A 17,568-nucleotide genomic window follows, 5' to 3' on the forward strand; every position below is an offset into this window, starting at 1 on the left:
TAAGAGAAAACAAAAATTTTTCTCTTAGCCTCCTTTTATTATGCTAATCTCGTTCAAGCTTAGTAATCGCCCTATCAAGCATGTTGTTTGCTATTCATTTTGGAAATAATTCTTTACGTAACGATGCATAAATAGGTTGTCCGCCTAATAAATTGCTAGTGATATAGGCAATAAAAGTTAGGATTGTCATTGGTAAAATCTGATCAACAGACCCAACCATTTCTGTTAGTAAGGTAATTGCGGTAAAAGGAGCCTCTTCAATTGCCCCAAAGTAGGCTGCCATTGAGATAACTACAAAATTAAGATAGCATGTTGCCGGAATGATATTTTGATGGATCATAACTATACTTGCAATTGCGCCGATTAATGACCCTAATACAAGGATTGGCATGAAAATCCCACCAGGAACAGAAGCACCATAACTAATCATGGAAAAGCAAAAACGAATGATGAAGAAGATAATGAAAATTCCCCAAAGACTTGTTAAATTTTTAGTTTGATTAAGGCTGACAATGTAAGAAATAAAATCATGGCTTCCTCCTAAAATACGCGCATTCCACAATCCAATTGGAATCACAAGAAGTAGGGGGATTACACTGTGATAAATATGGGGGAACTTAATCTTACTGTACCACCAACGCAAGTTTAAGAGAGTATATTGATAGCCAAAAGCGAGTAAACCAATTAAAATACCAAGGAGAACTAACCAGCCATAGCAATCTTTAGGTACATTTGTATGTACTGGAATATAGAGGCAAGGACGGACTCCGAAGAATAAAATTGTCACAAAGTCAGATGTAATTGCTGCTGCGAGGGCAGTAATACAACCTTGGGGATGAAAATCGAAGGTAATTTCTTCCAAGAGAAAGATAACTCCTGCTAACGGCGCGCTAAATGCAGCCGAAAGACCAGCAGCAACTCCACATTCTAGGAGGAATCTTTTTTCTTCTTTACTTATCATAAATTTTTCCCCTAATAATTGACCGATACAAGCTCCCATTTGAATGCAGGGACCTTCGCGACCAAGAAAGAGCCCTGGACAAATTGCCAATAATCCACCAATAAATTTACGCCATAGGACACTCCAGGCATTCATTTGATGTTCATTTAATAGAATGGCTTCAATTTGTGGTACCCCTGATCCAACTAGATCGAGTAAAGAGGGCTTAAGGATTCTACTGAGAATGAAAACAATTAAAATTGTAATAATAATATAAGGGATAAGTAATTGGGGATGTTGAGTCATCATTGGATAAATAATCATTAATAACTTTAACGTATGGTCAATAATCCACCGAAAAATACTTACAATAAATCCGGTCAAAGCTCCAACAATAATGGCTTTACCAATTAATGAAATGAAGGCTGTTGATATCGGTTTTGATAAGACATCACGGGCACGTTTAATGTTAGACTGGCTATTGGACACAACAATTCCGCCTTTCGAAAATTTAAAGGTTATTTAACTTACATTATACACGCCCTCAATAATATTTAGCGTTGATATGGTAAAATCAAAAATATATATTGCACAGTAATTAACTTGGAGGAAAAGAAATGGAATTTATTGCAGTTTTAGCAGGCTTACTGCTAGCAACACAAGTTATAGCACACCTATGTCGACGGGTTGAGATTCCGGAAGTAATTGGGCAAATCCTAGTAGGAATCATTGCAGGACCTGCTGTTTTAGATTGGGTTCATTTAAACTCAATGATGAATGAATTTCAGGAAATTGGGGTTATTATCTTGATGTTCATTGCAGGATTGGAAAGTGACCTATCCTTACTAAGAAAATATTTGAAGCCCGCCGTTGTTGTGGCGCTTTTGGGAGTTATTGTTCCCATTGTAATTATGGGTCCAGTAAGTTATATGTTTGGTTTTACTAAGCTTGAATCGCTTTTTATCGGGGTTATTTTCGCAACAACATCTGTTAGCATTTCAGTTGCAGTATTACGTGAATTTAATCGGCTAGATAGCCGAGAAGGGGCAACGGTGCTTGGAGCAGCGGTTGCCGATGATATTATTGGTGTTATCTTATTAAGTGTGATGATTAGTGTAATTAATGGAAGCAATAATAGTGGTCACGGTAATGGTCAGCCTTTAGGAATTGTCCTCTTGATGCAGTTAGTATTCTTTGGTGGTACTTACCTATTGATTCGTTGGTTAGCACCTTACCTGATTCATATGAGTGATCGCTTATTAACAGTTGCTTCAACATCAGTAATGGCGATGATTATCTGTTTAGGGATGGCCGCAATTGCTGATTATGTTGGGTTAAGTGGGGCGGTAGGCTCATTCTTTGCCGGAATTGCAGTGGCTAATACAAAGCATAAAGAAGTTGTTGATCGGAGTTTTATTCCGATTGGGTACGCAATGTTTATTCCGCTATTCTTTGTCAGCGTAGGGTTGAACATGCGCTTTGACAATATTGGTGAATCGTTTGTCTTTGTTATTGTGATGACAATTCTTGCATGCTTAACAAAACTACTTGGATGTGGAGCCGGTGCTAAGCTATCTGGCTTTAGTATGCCAAGTTCTTATGTTGTCGGTAGTGGGATGGTTGCCCGTGGTGAAATGGGATTGATTACAGCCCAGATTGGTTATGAAGCCCATCTTCTTTCACCAATGTATTATTCAGATGTAATTACCGTGATTATTATTGCAACTGTATTAGCGCCATTTATCTTAAAGAATGCATTGAAACGATCAGCCAACGAACTTGAGTAAAGGAGACTTTTGATGGAAAATCATGAACGAGAAACGGAGCAAGCACGGGTCAATAATGTTGAGAAACAAATTGACCAACAAGTAGCTGCAACCACTAAAGCTGTTGAAGATGCCCATCGTGAAACACGAGCAGTTGAACGTAATTATAGTGAAAATGCGTCTATTAACCGTTATGAAGTTGATGATATTGCCGAATCTCGGTCAATGATTGAACAGCAGCGCCAATTGGTTTCACGAGCAGCGGAAAGTGAATCAATTCTCAAGCACCAGTTAAGAACTTTGAAAAACTTAAAAGGGTCACCGTATTTTGGCCGGATTGATATTCAAGATCCTGGTGAAGATAAGAGCGAAACGCTATACATCGGTACTTCATCTTTAATGAATGAAGATAAAACAGACTTTTTGATTTACGACTGGCGGGCACCAATTTCGGGAGTTTACTATAATGGTACCCTTGGGAAAGTCAATTATGAAACTCCGGCTGGGATGCAAACCACGGAATTAAAAAAGAAACGGCAATTTACTATTAAGGACGGTAAAATCACTAATATGTTTGATACCAATGAAACGGTTGGTGATGAAGTTCTACAAGCGGCTCTTGGAAAGCAAAATGACCAGTATATGCATAATATTGTGGCGACAATTCAAAAAGAGCAAAATGATATTATCCGTGATACGCATAGTGATCTTTTACTAGTACAAGGGGTGGCTGGTTCGGGAAAGACCTCAGCGATCCTTCAACGAATTGCGTATTTGCTTTATCACAGTCGAACGGAATTGAACGCTGACCAGATTGTCCTTTTTAGTCCCAATAATTTATTCAGCCACTATATTTCTGAAGTTTTGCCAAGTCTTGGTGAAAGAAATATGCGACAAGTAACATTAGAGGGATTTATTCGTCGACGTTTTGAAGGTTTGCAAGTAGAAACATTATTCGATCGCTATGAAGAACGACAACAACCTGAAAATGCTTCTCATGTTGTTGCCGACTTTATTGAAAGTGAGTCTTTTATGACATCGATTGCACATTACGTCGAAAAAATGACAATTGATGATTTGCAATTTGCTGATATTCGTTTTAATGGTCAAGTTTTCTTTTCGGCTGATCATGTCAAGGATCTTTATAAAGAATTACCTTTGACGATGGCTCCTGCTGATAAGTTAGTCCACTTAAAAAATAAGTTAATTCGTGAATTGCAGCGACGTGTTAAAGATGAGGCTAAAAAGGACTGGGTAGCTAAAGAGTTAGATTCACTTGATTTACAACAATTGCACAACCTTTATGGTAAGAAAACAATTGATGATTTTAAGGATGAAGATGAACAATATGCTTACCTTTCACGGCGCTTAGCTAAACGACGCTTACGTGTTATTGCAGACGCAATCTACAATAATTATTTTCTTGATTTTTATAATCAATATAATAAGTTTTTGCATCAGGTTGAAGTGCCTAAGACAATTAGTCAACGGGAATGGGCGACAATGATTCTTGCCTTTCAAGATGAGATTGAATATCATCGGCTCGAATTAATGCATGCGGCACCGTTGATGGATCTACGTGATTTGATTTCCGGTACAGGGCAAAATCGTTCTTTTCAATATGTATTTATTGACGAGATGCAAGATTATTCAACAGCGATGTTAATATACTTAAAACACGCCTTTCCGCAAGCTAAGTTTACCGTCCTTGGTGATAGTGAACAGGCTCTTTTTAAGCCATTGCAGTTACCGGAAGAGTTATTAAACAAACTTAGTGGGGTATTAAAGGCTAAGCGCCCTAATTTGATTGCTTTACGGCGGAGTTATCGTTCCACGACAGAGATTACTAATTTTGCAAAGGCTTTGTTGCCGGATGGTGATAAGATAATTTCCTTCACTCGTCATGGGAAGAAACCGCGCTTATTAGTCCGTTATTCTGATAAAGAGAGTCAGCAAAGTTTGCTAGATGAGACACTTAAACTAGCTGACGAACATGAAACTGTAGCGATCTTAACCAAGAATCAAGAGCAAGCAACTGCTATTTATCAATTACTTCATCGGCAAAAAGTTGAAAATATTCATCTGCTAGATAAGGATGCGAGTGAATTGCCAAAGGGGATCTTAATTCTTCCAATTTACTTAGCAAAAGGACTCGAATTCGATGCGGTTCTCGCTGCCGATGTCTCTGCTAAAAATCTAGCGAATACTGATGAAGTTGGCATGATCTATACGATGGCATCACGAGCAATGCACGAACTGGTCCTTTTAAGCAATGGTTCAGTTAGTGAGGCAATTAATGAGAAAGCTGGTCGCCTTTTGACAATTGAGTATCAATTACCAAATAAAAATTAAATTCTTTGATTGACTAAAAACGCTTTCAAGAAGTGGTGACTTATGATAATCTAATGGAGTAGATATAGAAAAAGGAGATGCTTCGCCATGGTTAAAGACGAATACACACTTGTACTAGTAAAACCTGATGGGGTAAAGACCCGCCATATTGGAGATATTATTACCCGTATTGAACGAAAGGGTTATAATATTGAAGCTCTTAAGATGATTGACCCATCAGAAGAAAAGCTTCGTCAGCATTATTTTGATAAAGTTGACAAACCATTCTTCCCTGAATTGTTAGAATACATGACAGAAGGACCAATTGTAGGAATTGTCGTCTCTGGCACTAATGTAATTCAAGCAATTCATAATATGGCAGGAGCTACTAACCCTGGTGAAGCTGAATGGGGAACAATTCGTGGTGACTACGGTCGTGAATGGCCTGATGGTAACTTGCGAAATATCATTCATACATCTGATAATGTTGATAGCGCTACTCGCGAAATTGGTATTTGGTTCCCAGAATTTGATATTAAAGATAAGCAGTAGAAGATAAAAAGACTGAGAGAAAAAATTTTTCTCTCAGTCTTTTTATCTTCCATTTGTTTTTTGTTGGCGTTTAATCTTCCGTTGTACTGCTAGGGTATTACGTTCCCAAAAAACACCGTCAGTATAGCCTTGAATGCTAGAATCAGCCTTTACTTGATTAAGCCGGTACTGGCCCCATGCACAATATAAGAGGCTTTGCTCGATTCCAAGATAGTGGCGATTGAGCTTAGCAGCAGTCACTAAACTAGAACCGGAACCGGCAAAAGGATCGAAAATAAAGTCATTGGGATTAGAACTAGCCAGAATAATTTTTGCCAGTAATTTTTCTGGCTTTTGCGTAGGGTGACCAGTATTTTCTGGCATTGACCAATAGGGGATTGAAATATCGTTCCAAAAATTAGAGGGCATTGTATCACGAAAATTACCGTTTTTAGTAGCTTGCCAGTCTTTAGCGACCCCATCTTGACGATAAGGGGCTAGCACCTGCCGTCGTTGTTTAACTTGGTCGACGTTAAAGGTATAGTCACTGGGGTTAGCAGTCAAGAACCAAATATCCTCCATCCCGTTTTTCCAATTTTTCTGTGAGCCGCGTCCTTTTTCCCGTTGCCAAGTAATCCGATTTTGAATTGTAAAATTTTTTTCGAGGATCGGCGCAAGTGCCATGCTAGTTGCCCAATCAGAAAAGACATAGATACTAGCATTTTCTTTTAGTAATGGCTTTAAGAGATCAATCCACTTTTGCGTGTAAGTCTGATATTGGCTCGTAGACATCTTTTTGAAGTTTAAACCATCATATTGTTTGTTAAGATTATAGGGAGGGTCAATAAGGGCAAGATCAACCTGGTGTGGTGCTAGTTGAGTCATTACTTTGAAGGAATCCCCGTTGATAATCTTGTTGGATATTGTCTGGAGATTATCAGTTGGGTGAATAATCTGGCTGAGGAGCTCAGGTGAAGCCTCCTCAAGCGTGAAATCAATTGTTTTATTTCTTTTTGAGCGCATATTGACCACTCCTGTTCGACGTTTAGTATTATTATACTTGTCATATTCAGGATTGTCTTGCCTTTTTAGTAGGAGTTGGATTAAAATTAACTATATTAAGTAGCGCGAGTCTTAGCGAGGGACGGTTGGTGAAAAGGTTCCCAAAGTGCGAAATGGTCACAACAAAATATATAATGAGCGGCAATGATGATTGCAATTTAGGTGGTACCGCGCGAAAAGCGTCCTATTTAGTTTATATGGCTAAGTAGGGCGTTTTATAGTTTAGGAGGAATTTAAAATGGCAGAAGAAAAACACGTTATTTTAACTGGTGATCGACCAACAGGTAAGTTGCATATTGGACACTATGTAGGTTCATTAAAAAATAGGGTTGAATTACAAAATACGGGTAAATATGATACCTTTATCATGATTGCTGACCAACAAGCATTGACTGATAATGCTCGTGATCCTGAAAAAATCCGTCGTAGTCTCCATGAAGTTGCCCTTGATTATTTGGCGGTTGGAATTGATCCAAAGAAATCAACAATTTTGGTTCAATCACAAATTCCAGCATTAAATGAATTAACGATGCACTACCTTAACTTAGTAACTGTTGCGCGTTTACGCAGAAATCCAACTGTTAAGACTGAGATTAAGCAAAAGAAATTTGGTGAAAGTGTTCCAGCCGGATTCTTTATTTATCCAGTAAGCCAAGCTGCGGATATTACGGCATTTAAGGCTGATACAGTACCGGTTGGTGATGATCAAGAACCAATGCTTGAACAAACCCGTGAAATTGTACGGACGTTCAACCGCATTTACCAACAAGATATTTTAGTTGAACCTGAAGGAGTATTTCCGCCAAAGGGCCAAGGAAGAATTCCAGGACTAGACGGCAACGCAAAGATGAGTAAGTCCCTTGGCAATGCAATTTACCTGTCTGATGATGCTGATACAGTGCAAAAGAAAGTAATGTCGATGTATACAGACCCAACACATATCAAAGTTAGTGATCCTGGTCATGTTGAAGGTAATACTGTCTTTACTTACCTTGACATCTTTGATCCAGACAAAGAGCAGGTTGCTAAATTGAAAGAACAATACCAAGCTGGTGGTCTTGGCGATGTTAAAATCAAGCGGTACTTAAATGAAGTCCTTGAAGCTGAACTTAAACCAATTCGCAAGCGGCGCGAAGAATATGCTGCTAATCTTGATTATGTAGATCAGGTTCTTAAAGAAGGATCAGCACGAGCAAATGAAGTCGCTAATCAAACGCTTAAAGAAGTTCGTGATGCAATCGGGATTAATTACTTTGGATAAAAATATGAGCTGAAAAAGCGAGGTTGTTAGGAAAATAAGTTTTTCCTTGAGCCCCGTTTTTTTTCGTGTCTCCAATAGCAGAACATGGTAACATAAAAGAGATGTATTTATACGAAAAATAATTAATTAAAGCGGAGGTGAAAATGGTGGAAAACCTCGCGATTGTAGACCTCGGCTCAAACTCGGCCCGAATGGCAATAACGGAAATTGCTCCAGATGGACGATTTCGTGAAATTCGACGTGTAAAAGAAAATACACGTTTATCTGAGGGAATGGGACGAGAAAAAATGTTACAAGAGAGTGCAATTGAACGAACGATTGCGGCTCTAAAACGATTTAAAAAAATCTACCAAGAGATTCCTAATATTAAGGTTCGTGCGATTACAACTGCTGCAGTTCGGCAGGCCCGAAATCGCCAAGAGTTTTTGAATCGTGTCCAACAGGAAGTTGGTATTCATCTACAAGTTTTATCTGGTAAAAAAGAAGCCTATTATGATTACTTAGGCGTTGTTCGGACATTGCGACTTAACCACTGTTTAATTCTAGATGTTGGTGGAGCAAGTTGTGAATTGATATTAGTGCAGCAGCGAAAAGCGCGTAACTTGATTTCGATTCCGGTAGGAGCTGTTAATTTATCAGAGCAATACCACTTAAATGGTTATGTTCGTTCAGCTGACCTTTTTCGTGCTCAGGTAGCGATGAATGAACGATTGACAAAAATTCCATGGTTACGTTATGCGACACGTGTGCCGATTGTTTTATTAGGTGGTGCGAACCGGACTTTAGCACGGATGACTCAATCCTATCATCACCGTCATCGCCGAAATGGTTCGATTCATGGATATCAGCTTTCTTCACGAGTAGTATTTGCTACTTATCGTGAATTGCTAAATCGTAATTTAGCCCAGCGTAAACGTATGACTGGTCTAGAACCAGAACGCGCAGACATTATCATTGGCGGAATGCTGCCTCTTGTAACCCTTTTGCAACGCAATAGTGATGGTCGGGTTATTTTTTCAGAGAGTGGTGTTCGTGAAGGAATTATCACTGAATATGTAAATCAAAGGAAGCGACACCATGACTGATTGGCAACACGGTTTTTATAAATTATCTGCCCATGATCGACGTCAACAATTGACAAAAGCTCGTCAACTATCCCCGCTAGAAGAGCAAGTATTAGCAAATACAAGTTCAGATTTAGGGGATGAGTTAGTCGAAAATTATATTACAGATTATTCTTTGCCTGAAGGAGTAGCCTTAAATATAACTGTAAATAATCGTCAGTATGTTGTACCAATGGTGGTTGAAGAGCCATCAGTCATTGCCGCTGCTAGCAATGGCGCGCATCGGGTAAGTAGGTCAGGAGGATTTACTGCCCCTCAGCAAGACCGGCAATTAGTGGGCCAAGTTGTTTTAGACGGCGTGACCGATAAAACAGCAGTTAAATCATGGCTCTTCGAACACCAAGATGCGATTTTAACAATCGCTAACCAGGCTCATCCCTCAATGCAGGCACGAGGCGGGGGTGCAAAGTCGATGAAAGTTCGCACTCCTGGTGACTTCATTAGCGTTGATTTAGGGATTGATGTTTGTCAGGCGATGGGAGCTAATAGTGTCAATACGATGGCAGAAGCGGTTGGAAAATGGTTAACGGATCAAGGCTTCCATGTTATTACCGCAATTTTAAGCAATCTTGCAACGCAGAGTTTGCAAACCGCTACCTGTAAAGTTGATTTTCGATACTTAGCAACTCTGGAGATGGATGGTAAAGAGGTTGCTCAACGAATTGCCCGTCTTAGTGATCTTGCACAAGTTGATCCTTACCGAGCAGCTACCCATAATAAGGGAATAATGAACGGAATCGATGCGGTCATGATCGCAAGTGGAAACGATTGGCGGGCGATTGAAAGCGGAGCACATGCCTATGCTGCTCGTGACGGACAATATCGAGGGTTAAGTACTTGGGAAATTCAGGATGACTATTTGGTAGGAAAAATTGTTCTTCCTTTACCGGTCGGTGTAATTGGTGGTTCAATTGGTTTAAATAAGATGACAAAGATAAACTATCATATTAGTCAAATTAAAAGTGCCGAAGAATTAGCAGCAGTGACAGCAAGTATCGGATTAGCGCAAAATCTGGCTGCTTTACGAGCATTGACAACTACCGGGATTCAAGCTGGCCATATGAAACTCCAATACCGTTCGTTAGCGGCAAGCGTCGGCGCGACCCCAGCAGAAGTGCCATTAGTAGTAGCACGGTTAAAGCAACGCTCACATGTTGATCAAGCGCTTGCTAAGGAAATATTATCAACGATCAGAAAGGACCAAGTTAATGACTGAAGAGAGAATTACACTAAATAAAGAAAATCAAGCACTCCTTGATCAGGTTAATAGCCTATATCCTGAAGGTAGTGTCTTCGTTCAGTTTCATGGTGACAAGTCAGGATACGTTCGCCATGACCAAGCAACGCAGCAAACCATTCCTGGTGCCTTGGTTATAATTGTGACTGACTTGACTGCTCCCAATTACACTGCTTCACACGAATTATTGCACCTTTTGATGTTGTTAAAAGGTTTTCCGCAAATCTTTTTCCAACTATCTCTTGGGGATAAGGAACTTGATGAACAGATGATGATTATGTCAACTGACTTGTATAATATCGCTATGCATCGAGTAGTTGTGGCAGAACAACGTAAGCATGGTTTTATTACTGATGAGATTGAAGAGCAGTATTTAAAGGGGATTGAACATACATTAACTCCGGAAAAAGAGGAAGATGATGAACGGACGTTACGGTTATTAACCCTTTTGGATGCTTTGGTCTTTTACGGTGACCACATTTCAAAGTATGAAAAAACTTTAGAAGAAAAGTACCCGCTTGCACTGGCTGCGGCAAAAAAGATGTATGCCGAAATCACAAAGAAGCCAATTAAGTCACCATTCGATATGCGCCGGTCAATTGTTAAGATTTATTCTTTATTTGATCAACAGATGCAGGAATGGGGCTTACCAGCCTTACATAATAACGAATACACAACCCTCTCACCGGTGCTAAGTGCTCGTCAATTGCGCTTAGAAATGCGCCAAGTGTTTGAAATCTATCACTCTGATATGAAAGAACGAGGGACAGATGAGCGCGCCTACGTTGGTCTTCGGCGGAGTGATGGACAAAATTCATTTACTCTTCCGGCACCAACTCAAAATGCGCCCGAAGCATTCAAGAAGATATATGATCAATCAGTGAAGGAATTTCTTGAACAGAATAGCATTCCATACATCGTAAGGAAGTGAGTTAGATGGATGCGACGATTCAAAAAACATTTGACGACGCAAAAAATATTGTCTTTCTAACGGGAGCTGGTGTTTCAACCGCTTCTGGTATTCCTGATTTTAGGTCAGCAAACGGTTTATATACGCAGAATCAGAATGCTGAATATTACTTAAGTCATCGTTATTTTGTTAGCGATCCAGAAGGCTTTTATGAATTTTGCAAGAAAAAGTTGTATTTTCCAGATGCAAAGCCCAATGTAATTCATCAAAAACAGGCAGCTTTGACACAACAGGATCGTGCGACTGTGATAACGCAAAATATTGATAACTTATATGAAGAAGCGGGAACGAAACACTTGATTGATTTTCATGGGAATCTCTTCCACGTTTATTGCGAAAAGTGTCATGAAACAGTTCCGGTGAGTGAATATTTGAAGAGTCGCTTGCATCAAAAGGATAATGGTCCCTTGCGTCCAGATATTGTGCTATACGATGAAGGGATTAGGCAAGAAGATATTGTCAATTCTGTCAAGGCAATGCAACAAGCTGACTTAGTTGTGATTGTGGGGACTTCAATGAAAGTATACCCATTTGCGGGCTTGTTAGATTATCGCAATCCCAATGCAAAGGTGATTGCGGTTAATCAGCAGTTATTGCAATTTCCCTTTGATTTTCAAATGGTTCAAGACGATGCAACAAAATTCTTTGACGAATTAAAAGTATAAAAAAGAAGCTGCAGTTGTCTGAGGACAATTTCCAGCTTCTTTTTGCTCCAGTGTCTATTCAAAGAAAACGACCTTCCCATCAACTTTGAATGGGAGTGCTACTAAACGAGAACCCTTCTTTTTAGTAGCATCCTTTTCTTGATAAAAAATGTGACGAATACCTTTGTTCTTTAGTAGCATTTCTGATCGCTCCTTTCGTATTGTTCACTTGTAAAATAACATGTTTTGAACGCTTTTCCTAGAGAAATAATGAAGTATGAGAAGCGCTTTCATTTTAAGGCGTGAGAATAATGCATAATCCGTTCGTATTTTACTATCAAAATGAATAAAAGTGATAAAAATGGGGATTGAGGTCCTTAAAAAATGAATATAGATTTATTTTGCAGTGTATAAGAATTTGCTAAGTAATTTGAGGCGGATTTTTAGGCATGAAAGGGAGGATTAAAGATGAAAATAACAATGGGGATGACAACGTGGACAGAGCATCCAGTACTCATTCATGATGAACAACGCCCTGTAAGGCTTGATGAGTATGCTCAACATTTTCCGGTGGTTGAGGTTGATACTTTTTTCTACGCTTTACCTCAGATATCAACAATTCAAAACTGGCTTGCTACTGTTCCACCAACTTTTCAGTTTATCGTTAAGGCTAACCAGAAAATGACATTGCATCAGCGAAATCAAGAACGTGGCGAACTAGAACAGGTCTTTCAACAATACCGTCGGACAATCTCCCCCTTGGTAGCTGCTAGTCAATTAAAGACGATATTGTTTCAATTTCCTCCATATTTTGATGCAACTGTGCGTGACTTTTCCTACTTACGATTAATTCGAGAATGGTTAGGAAATCTGCCAATTGCAGTCGAATTTCGTAACCAAACTTGGTATAAGGAAGAAATTTTACCGTCAGTCTTAGATTTTTGTCGTGAACTCAATTTTACATTAGTGGCCGCTGATGAACCCCATAATACACCAACATCAGTACCATTTGTACTTGCAACAACTAATCCTGACTTAGCGATGTTGCGCCTTCATGGCCGTAATCGAAAAGGATGGGAAAATCAAGGAAAAGAATGGCGGAAAACGCGGACTTTGTATCGATATTCGTCGGAAGAACTTCAATTCTTTAAAGAACAAATTGAGTCTTTAGAGCCGCAACCTAAAGAACTCTGTGTTATCTTCAACAATAACTCAGCTAAGGATGCAGCACCCAATGCATTGAGTCTGCAAAAAATGATGAATATTGAATTCGAGGGGCTGGCACCTAAATCGCCAGAACAGCTTGATCTGTTTTAGGATGGAGCAAGTCCTAATAAAATGCTATACTAAATGTTAAATCTTAATTAGTAATATCTTAGAAAGAGGGGCCTCATATGGCTGAACAAAAACCAACTTATTACATTACAACACCAATTTACTATCCATCTGGTAAACTCCATATTGGTAATTCATACACAACAATTGCATGCGATGCAGAAGCACGTTTTAAGCGTTTGATGGGCTATGACGTATTCTACTTAACAGGAACCGATGAGCATGGCCTTAAGATTGAACAAAAGGCTGAAAAGCTTGGCATGAAGCCACAAGAATACGTTGATCAAATGGCTGCCCAAATTAAAGAACTATGGAATAAACTTGAAATTACAAATGACAAGTTTATTCGGACGACCGACGACTACCATGAACAGGCTGTCCAAAAGATTTTTCAACAATTGCTCGACCAAGGGGATATTTACAAGGGTAAGTATACTGGTTGGTACTCTGTTGATGATGAAGAGTACTTCACAGAAAGTCAGTTAGCAGAAGTCTACCGTGATGAAGACGGCAATGTGATCGGTGGAAAAGCTCCATCAGGTCATGAGGTTCAATTAGTTGAGGAAGAATCATACTTCTTTAAGATGAGCAAGTATGCCGACTGGTTAATGGACTACTATAAGGAACATCCTGACTTTATCGAACCACAATCACGGATGAATGAAATGATCAATAACTTCTTAAAACCAGGACTAGAAGACCTTGCAGTTACGCGGACATCATTTAGCTGGGGCGTTAAGGTACCTAGTGATCCTAAGCACGTGGTATACGTATGGATTGATGCATTATCAAACTATATTACTGCATTAGGATATGGCAGTGATGATGATAGTCTCTTCAAAAAGTACTGGCCTGCTGATGTCCATATGGTAGGGAAGGAGATTGTTCGTTTCCATACGATTTACTGGCCAATCATGCTTCATGCACTTGGCTTACCATTGCCAAAACATATCATCGGTCATGGCTGGTTAACAATGCGTGACGGTAAGATGTCGAAATCAAAGGGAAATGTTATTTATCCTGAAACTCTTGTTGATCGCTACGGCCTCGATGCTACACGTTACTACTTATTGCGGGCAATGCCATTTGGTAATGATGGCGTCTTTAGTCCAGAAGACTTTGTTGATAAGGTAAACTATGACCTTGCTAACGATCTAGGAAACTTGCTTAATCGGACTGTTGCGATGATTAATAAGTATCAAAACGGTAAATTGGTTGGCGCTAATGATGCAACCACTGATTTTGATGCTGATTTAGAACAAACTGCTAGTGATGTAATCGCTGAGTACAAAGAATTAATGGATAAAACACGATTTGCTGAAGCGTTGGCAACTATTTGGAAGCTAGTTAGTCGTGCTAACAAGTACATTGACGAAACTGAACCATGGGTATTAGCAAAAGATGACAGTAAGAAGGCTGTATTATCTGATGTGATGACCCATCTAGCAAAGAGTTTGCGAATTATTGCAGCCTTAATTCAACCAATTATGCCGAACGCACCAAAACAAATTGTTGAACAACTTGGAATTGAAGAAACTAACTTGTCATTAACTGATCTTCAATTTAATGATTTCCCAGCAGAGGCTCAAGTTGTCGCTAAAGGAACTCCGATCTTCCCACGCTTGGATGTAAAGGCTGAGGTTGAATTTATTAAGAGTAAGATGACAGCAAATGAAAAGAAGAAGGGAAGAAAGGCAATGGCTGAAGCAAAAGAAAAAGCTCAAGAAACAGCGCAAGAAGAGAAAAACGATGGTAAAAAGTCAATTCGGATTGATGTCTTTGACAAGGTTGAATTGAAAGTGGCTCAAATCACTGCTGCCGACCATGTAAAAGGTGCTGATAAGCTTCTAAAATTCCATATGGATGATGGAACAGAAGAAGGCCGTCAAATTCTTTCTGGAATTGCTAAATGGTATCCAGATCCTTCTGTTTTAGTTGGTAAGAAAGTTTTGATTGTTGCTAACTTGAAACCACGGAAAATGCGGGGCGAATTAAGCCAAGGAATGCTTTTGTCTGCTGAAAAGGACGGTAATGTGCAAGTAGTAACTGTTCCTGATAATTTAGTGCCTGGAATGGGCGTTGAATAAAGTGAGCAATCATCAACACCAGCAGCTGGTTTATGATTCCCATACCCACCTAAATGACGATGCGTTTTATGATGATGTGCCTGCATTTATTAACCGTGCTGCTCATTATGGCGTGACGGAGATGAATATTGTTGGCTCTAATCAGCTGTTAAATACCCGTGCTTTAAAGTTGGGACACCAATATGATCACCTTCATCCAATTATTGGTTGGCATCCAGAAGATATTGCTAATTGGAATAACGAAACTAAAAAAGAGTTACGTCAACAATTAGCGGATCCCTTAGTCGTAGGGATTGGAGAGATTGGTTTAGATTATTATAATGATGAGCATTCTCCTCACAAGCGGCAACAAGAAATTTTTGCTGAACAGCTTGAATGGGCGCGAGAACTTAAATTACCGGTCTCAATTCACTGCCGGGATGCATTAGCTGATACGTATGATCTTTTGCGTAATGCTCACATCGATGAATTTGGTGGTGTTATGCATAGTTTTAACGGGACACCAGAATGGGCAGAGAAATTTATGGATCTCGGGATGATGATTTCTTTTAGTGGTGTCGTAAGCTTCAAAAATGCGACAGAAGTCCATGAAGCCGCATTAGTTGTACCCTTGGAAAAGATGATGGTTGAAACAGACGCTCCTTACCTAACGCCACTCCCATATCGAGGAAAGCAAAATGAACCCGGTTTTACTAAATTTACGGTGGATGCAATTGCGGATTTAAAGCAAATTGATGCTGGTAAAGTGGCATATAAAACATTTACGAACGCCCACCGCTTATTTTTGGAAAATGAAGAAAGAGGCCTATGATTAGAATAAAAGAAGTTATAGTTGTTGAAGGTAAAGATGATACTAAGCAAATTTTAAAAGCAGTTGATGCAGATACATACGAAACAAATGGATCTGCAATTTCAACAGCTGACTTGGCAAAGTTGAAAAAGTTACAAGCAAGCCGGGGCCTAATTGTTTTTACTGATCCGGACTTTAACGGTGAGCGGATTAGAAAAATAATCAGTGAAGCCATCCCTGGAGTTAAGCATGCTTTTATTAAACGCAAAGATGGTGTGCCAACTGAGGCTCACGGTAGCTTAGGAGTTGAGCATGCAATGCCAGCAGTTATAAAGTCAGCTTTAGAGCACCTTTATACCCAGGCAGCGACACCCCAGCAAGTCTTTACGCGCGAAGATTTGCAAAAATGGGGATTAACAGGTCAAGCAGATTCACGAAAACGGCGTGAAAAGTTAGGGCAATTACTTGGAATCGGCTATGGAAATGGAAAGCAATTGATTCACCGTCTAAATATGTTTCAAGTTGACCGCGCAACATTTGAACAAGCAATTAAGCAAATAAATCAGGAGGAAGATCATGAGTAATTCACCAGAAATTGGTAGTCGAACACGTACCCGCGCGATAATGGAAAAGTACGGGATCCGCACAAAGAAAAGTTTCGGTCAGAATTTCCTTACTGATTTGAATGTCTTAAAAAATATCGTTGAGGCGGCGGATATTACAGATAATGACAATGTAATTGAAATTGGTCCCGGTATTGGCGCTTTAACGGAGCAATTAGCACAAGCTGCAGGAGAAGTTTTAGCCTTAGAAATAGATCAGGATTTAATTCCGGTTCTAAAAGAAGTATTATCACCATATGATAATGTAAAGGTGATTAATCAAGATGTCCTTCAAGCTAATTTGCCAGAATTAATCAAAAAGGAATTTAAAGATCCTAGTCGACCAATTAAGGTGGTTGCTAATCTTCCTTATTACATTACAAGTCCCATTTTAATGAATTTACTGGCTAGTCCTGTTGAGTGGGCAACAATCTGTGTAATGATGCAAAAGGAAGTTGCTCAGCGACTCACAGCTAAACCAGGAACTAAACAATATGGTGCTTTGACATTAGCGATGGAATACCAAATGCAAGCTAAAATTGCTTTTGATGTTTCACGGAAAGTATTTGTGCCGTCACCTAATGTTGATTCAGCAATTGTTGTATTAACGCCACGGACAAATCCGCTTCCAGTTCAGCCTTTTGATAAGCAAAAATTATTTGGTTTTATTCGGGGATGTTTTGCTCATCGTCGCAAGAGTCTTTGGAATAACTTGCAAAGTGTAATTGGTAAAGATCCAGCAGTAAAAGAGAAAATGACTGCTGTCTTAGCCCAGCTGGATATTTCACCGCAAATTCGTCCAGAAAAGCTAACCCTTGAACAATTTATTGAACTCGCGAATGCTCTTCATCAACAGAATCTCTTGTAAAAGATGGTTGACCGTTATAA

16 protein-coding genes are annotated in these 17,568 nt (G+C 39.4%); 13 read left to right on the forward strand and 3 right to left on the reverse strand.

From position 1 onward, the window contains the following. Window positions 1-94: 94 nt before the first annotated feature. The gene (locus H5S10_RS06330) at window positions 95-1,429 is read right to left on the reverse strand and encodes a ClC family H(+)/Cl(-) exchange transporter (protein WP_182586547.1); all 1,335 of its coding nucleotides are present in this window, start codon (window positions 1,427-1,429) and stop codon (window positions 95-97) included. 128 nt (window positions 1,430-1,557) lie between these two features. Here H5S10_RS06330 and H5S10_RS06335 point away from each other — a divergent pair, with 128 nt between their 5' ends. From H5S10_RS06335 to ndk, 3 genes are all read left to right on the forward strand, one after another. Then, entirely contained in the window at window positions 1,558-2,727 is a 1,170-nt protein-coding gene (locus H5S10_RS06335) for a cation:proton antiporter (RefSeq protein WP_182589088.1), read from the forward strand. Between the two features lie 12 nt (window positions 2,728-2,739). Then, window positions 2,740-5,058: an RNA polymerase recycling motor HelD gene (helD, locus tag H5S10_RS06340; RefSeq protein ID WP_182589089.1), complete on the forward strand. Its 2,319-nt coding sequence runs from the start codon at window positions 2,740-2,742 to the stop codon at window positions 5,056-5,058. An 87-nt stretch (window positions 5,059-5,145) separates the two neighbouring features. Beyond that, a complete protein-coding gene (ndk, locus tag H5S10_RS06345; RefSeq protein ID WP_019252303.1) occupies window positions 5,146-5,589 on the forward strand; it encodes a nucleoside-diphosphate kinase in 444 nt (147 codons plus the stop codon). A 42-nt stretch (window positions 5,590-5,631) separates the two neighbouring features. Here the strand turns inward: ndk and H5S10_RS06350 are convergent, their stop codons facing one another. Continuing rightward, complete coding sequence (locus H5S10_RS06350; protein WP_182589090.1) at window positions 5,632-6,591, reverse strand: DNA-methyltransferase; 960 nt, start codon at window positions 6,589-6,591, stop codon at window positions 5,632-5,634. Window positions 6,592-6,868: 277 nt separating this feature from the next. On the opposite strand from H5S10_RS06350, the gene trpS reads away from it, so the two are divergent. The 5 genes from trpS to H5S10_RS06375 all read left to right on the forward strand — a co-directional run bounded on the left by trpS (window position 6,869) and on the right by H5S10_RS06375 (window position 11,887). Continuing rightward, entirely contained in the window at window positions 6,869-7,891 is a 1,023-nt protein-coding gene (gene trpS / locus H5S10_RS06355; RefSeq protein WP_182589091.1) for a tryptophan--tRNA ligase, read from the forward strand. A gap of 143 nt (window positions 7,892-8,034) precedes the next feature. Further along, complete coding sequence (locus tag H5S10_RS06360) at window positions 8,035-8,976, forward strand: Ppx/GppA family phosphatase (RefSeq protein WP_003674567.1); 942 nt, start codon at window positions 8,035-8,037, stop codon at window positions 8,974-8,976. Beyond that, window positions 8,969-10,231 carry a hydroxymethylglutaryl-CoA reductase, degradative gene (locus H5S10_RS06365; RefSeq protein WP_182589092.1) on the forward strand — a complete coding sequence of 421 codons (1,263 nt, stop codon included), beginning with the start codon at window positions 8,969-8,971 and terminating at the stop codon, window positions 10,229-10,231. Before H5S10_RS06360 ends, H5S10_RS06365 begins: the two co-directional genes overlap by 8 nt. Further along, window positions 10,224-11,183: an IpaB/EvcA family protein gene (locus H5S10_RS06370; RefSeq protein WP_182589093.1), complete on the forward strand. Its 960-nt coding sequence runs from the start codon at window positions 10,224-10,226 to the stop codon at window positions 11,181-11,183. The genes H5S10_RS06365 and H5S10_RS06370 overlap by 8 nt, the downstream gene beginning before the upstream one ends. Window positions 11,184-11,188: 5 nt before the next feature. Then, window positions 11,189-11,887 carry an NAD-dependent protein deacylase gene (locus tag H5S10_RS06375; protein ID WP_182589094.1) on the forward strand — a complete coding sequence of 233 codons (699 nt, stop codon included), beginning with the start codon at window positions 11,189-11,191 and terminating at the stop codon, window positions 11,885-11,887. Between the two features lie 54 nt (window positions 11,888-11,941). Here the strand turns inward: H5S10_RS06375 and H5S10_RS10435 are convergent, their stop codons facing one another. Then, the gene (locus H5S10_RS10435; protein ID WP_003674574.1) at window positions 11,942-12,067 is read right to left on the reverse strand and encodes a hypothetical protein; all 126 of its coding nucleotides are present in this window, start codon (window positions 12,065-12,067) and stop codon (window positions 11,942-11,944) included. Window positions 12,068-12,334: 267 nt separating this feature from the next. On the opposite strand from H5S10_RS10435, the gene H5S10_RS06380 reads away from it, so the two are divergent. The 5 genes from H5S10_RS06380 (at window position 12,335) to rsmA (ending at window position 17,548) form a co-directional block, all read left to right on the forward strand. Then, window positions 12,335-13,183 (forward strand): DUF72 domain-containing protein, encoded by an 849-nt coding sequence (locus H5S10_RS06380; RefSeq protein WP_182586539.1) that lies wholly within the window; start codon window positions 12,335-12,337, stop codon window positions 13,181-13,183. A gap of 77 nt (window positions 13,184-13,260) precedes the next feature. Continuing rightward, the gene (metG, locus tag H5S10_RS06385) at window positions 13,261-15,288 is read left to right on the forward strand and encodes a methionine--tRNA ligase (protein WP_182589095.1); all 2,028 of its coding nucleotides are present in this window, start codon (window positions 13,261-13,263) and stop codon (window positions 15,286-15,288) included. Continuing rightward, window positions 15,281-16,099 carry a TatD family hydrolase gene (locus H5S10_RS06390; protein WP_182589096.1) on the forward strand — a complete coding sequence of 273 codons (819 nt, stop codon included), beginning with the start codon at window positions 15,281-15,283 and terminating at the stop codon, window positions 16,097-16,099. Before metG ends, H5S10_RS06390 begins: the two co-directional genes overlap by 8 nt. After that, window positions 16,096-16,662, forward strand: coding sequence for a ribonuclease M5 (rnmV, locus tag H5S10_RS06395; protein ID WP_182586536.1), 567 nt, complete (start codon window positions 16,096-16,098; stop codon window positions 16,660-16,662). Before H5S10_RS06390 ends, rnmV begins: the two co-directional genes overlap by 4 nt. After that, entirely contained in the window at window positions 16,655-17,548 is an 894-nt protein-coding gene (gene rsmA / locus H5S10_RS06400) for a 16S rRNA (adenine(1518)-N(6)/adenine(1519)-N(6))-dimethyltransferase RsmA (protein WP_182589097.1), read from the forward strand. The genes rnmV and rsmA overlap by 8 nt, the downstream gene beginning before the upstream one ends. The last annotated feature ends 20 nt before the right edge of the window (window positions 17,549-17,568 follow it).

The organism is Limosilactobacillus balticus, from assembly GCF_014145615.1.
In the GTDB taxonomy this organism is placed as follows: Bacteria; Bacillota; Bacilli; order Lactobacillales; family Lactobacillaceae; genus Limosilactobacillus; species Limosilactobacillus balticus.

What these genes read in the sequence shown, in the direction of transcription:
- H5S10_RS06375 (WP_182589094.1), top strand. Translation starts at nt 11,189, where the DNA reads ATGGATGCGACGATTCAAAAAACATTTGACGACGCAAAAAATATTGTC.
- H5S10_RS06365 (WP_182589092.1), top strand. Translation starts at nt 8,969, where the DNA reads ATGACTGATTGGCAACACGGTTTTTATAAATTATCTGCCCATGATCGA.
- helD (WP_182589089.1), top strand. Translation starts at nt 2,740, where the DNA reads ATGGAAAATCATGAACGAGAAACGGAGCAAGCACGGGTCAATAATGTT.
- ndk (WP_019252303.1), top strand. Translation starts at nt 5,146, where the DNA reads ATGGTTAAAGACGAATACACACTTGTACTAGTAAAACCTGATGGGGTA.
- trpS (WP_182589091.1), top strand. Translation starts at nt 6,869, where the DNA reads ATGGCAGAAGAAAAACACGTTATTTTAACTGGTGATCGACCAACAGGT.
- rsmA (WP_182589097.1), top strand. Translation starts at nt 16,655, where the DNA reads ATGAGTAATTCACCAGAAATTGGTAGTCGAACACGTACCCGCGCGATA.
- rnmV (WP_182586536.1), top strand. Translation starts at nt 16,096, where the DNA reads ATGATTAGAATAAAAGAAGTTATAGTTGTTGAAGGTAAAGATGATACT.
- H5S10_RS06380 (WP_182586539.1), top strand. Translation starts at nt 12,335, where the DNA reads ATGAAAATAACAATGGGGATGACAACGTGGACAGAGCATCCAGTACTC.
- H5S10_RS06335 (WP_182589088.1), top strand. Translation starts at nt 1,558, where the DNA reads ATGGAATTTATTGCAGTTTTAGCAGGCTTACTGCTAGCAACACAAGTT.
- H5S10_RS06370 (WP_182589093.1), top strand. Translation starts at nt 10,224, where the DNA reads ATGACTGAAGAGAGAATTACACTAAATAAAGAAAATCAAGCACTCCTT.
- H5S10_RS06360 (WP_003674567.1), top strand. Translation starts at nt 8,035, where the DNA reads ATGGTGGAAAACCTCGCGATTGTAGACCTCGGCTCAAACTCGGCCCGA.
- H5S10_RS06350 (WP_182589090.1), bottom strand. Translation starts at nt 6,591, where the DNA reads ATGCGCTCAAAAAGAAATAAAACAATTGATTTCACGCTTGAGGAGGCT.
- metG (WP_182589095.1), top strand. Translation starts at nt 13,261, where the DNA reads ATGGCTGAACAAAAACCAACTTATTACATTACAACACCAATTTACTAT.
- H5S10_RS10435 (WP_003674574.1), bottom strand. Translation starts at nt 12,067, where the DNA reads ATGCTACTAAAGAACAAAGGTATTCGTCACATTTTTTATCAAGAAAAG.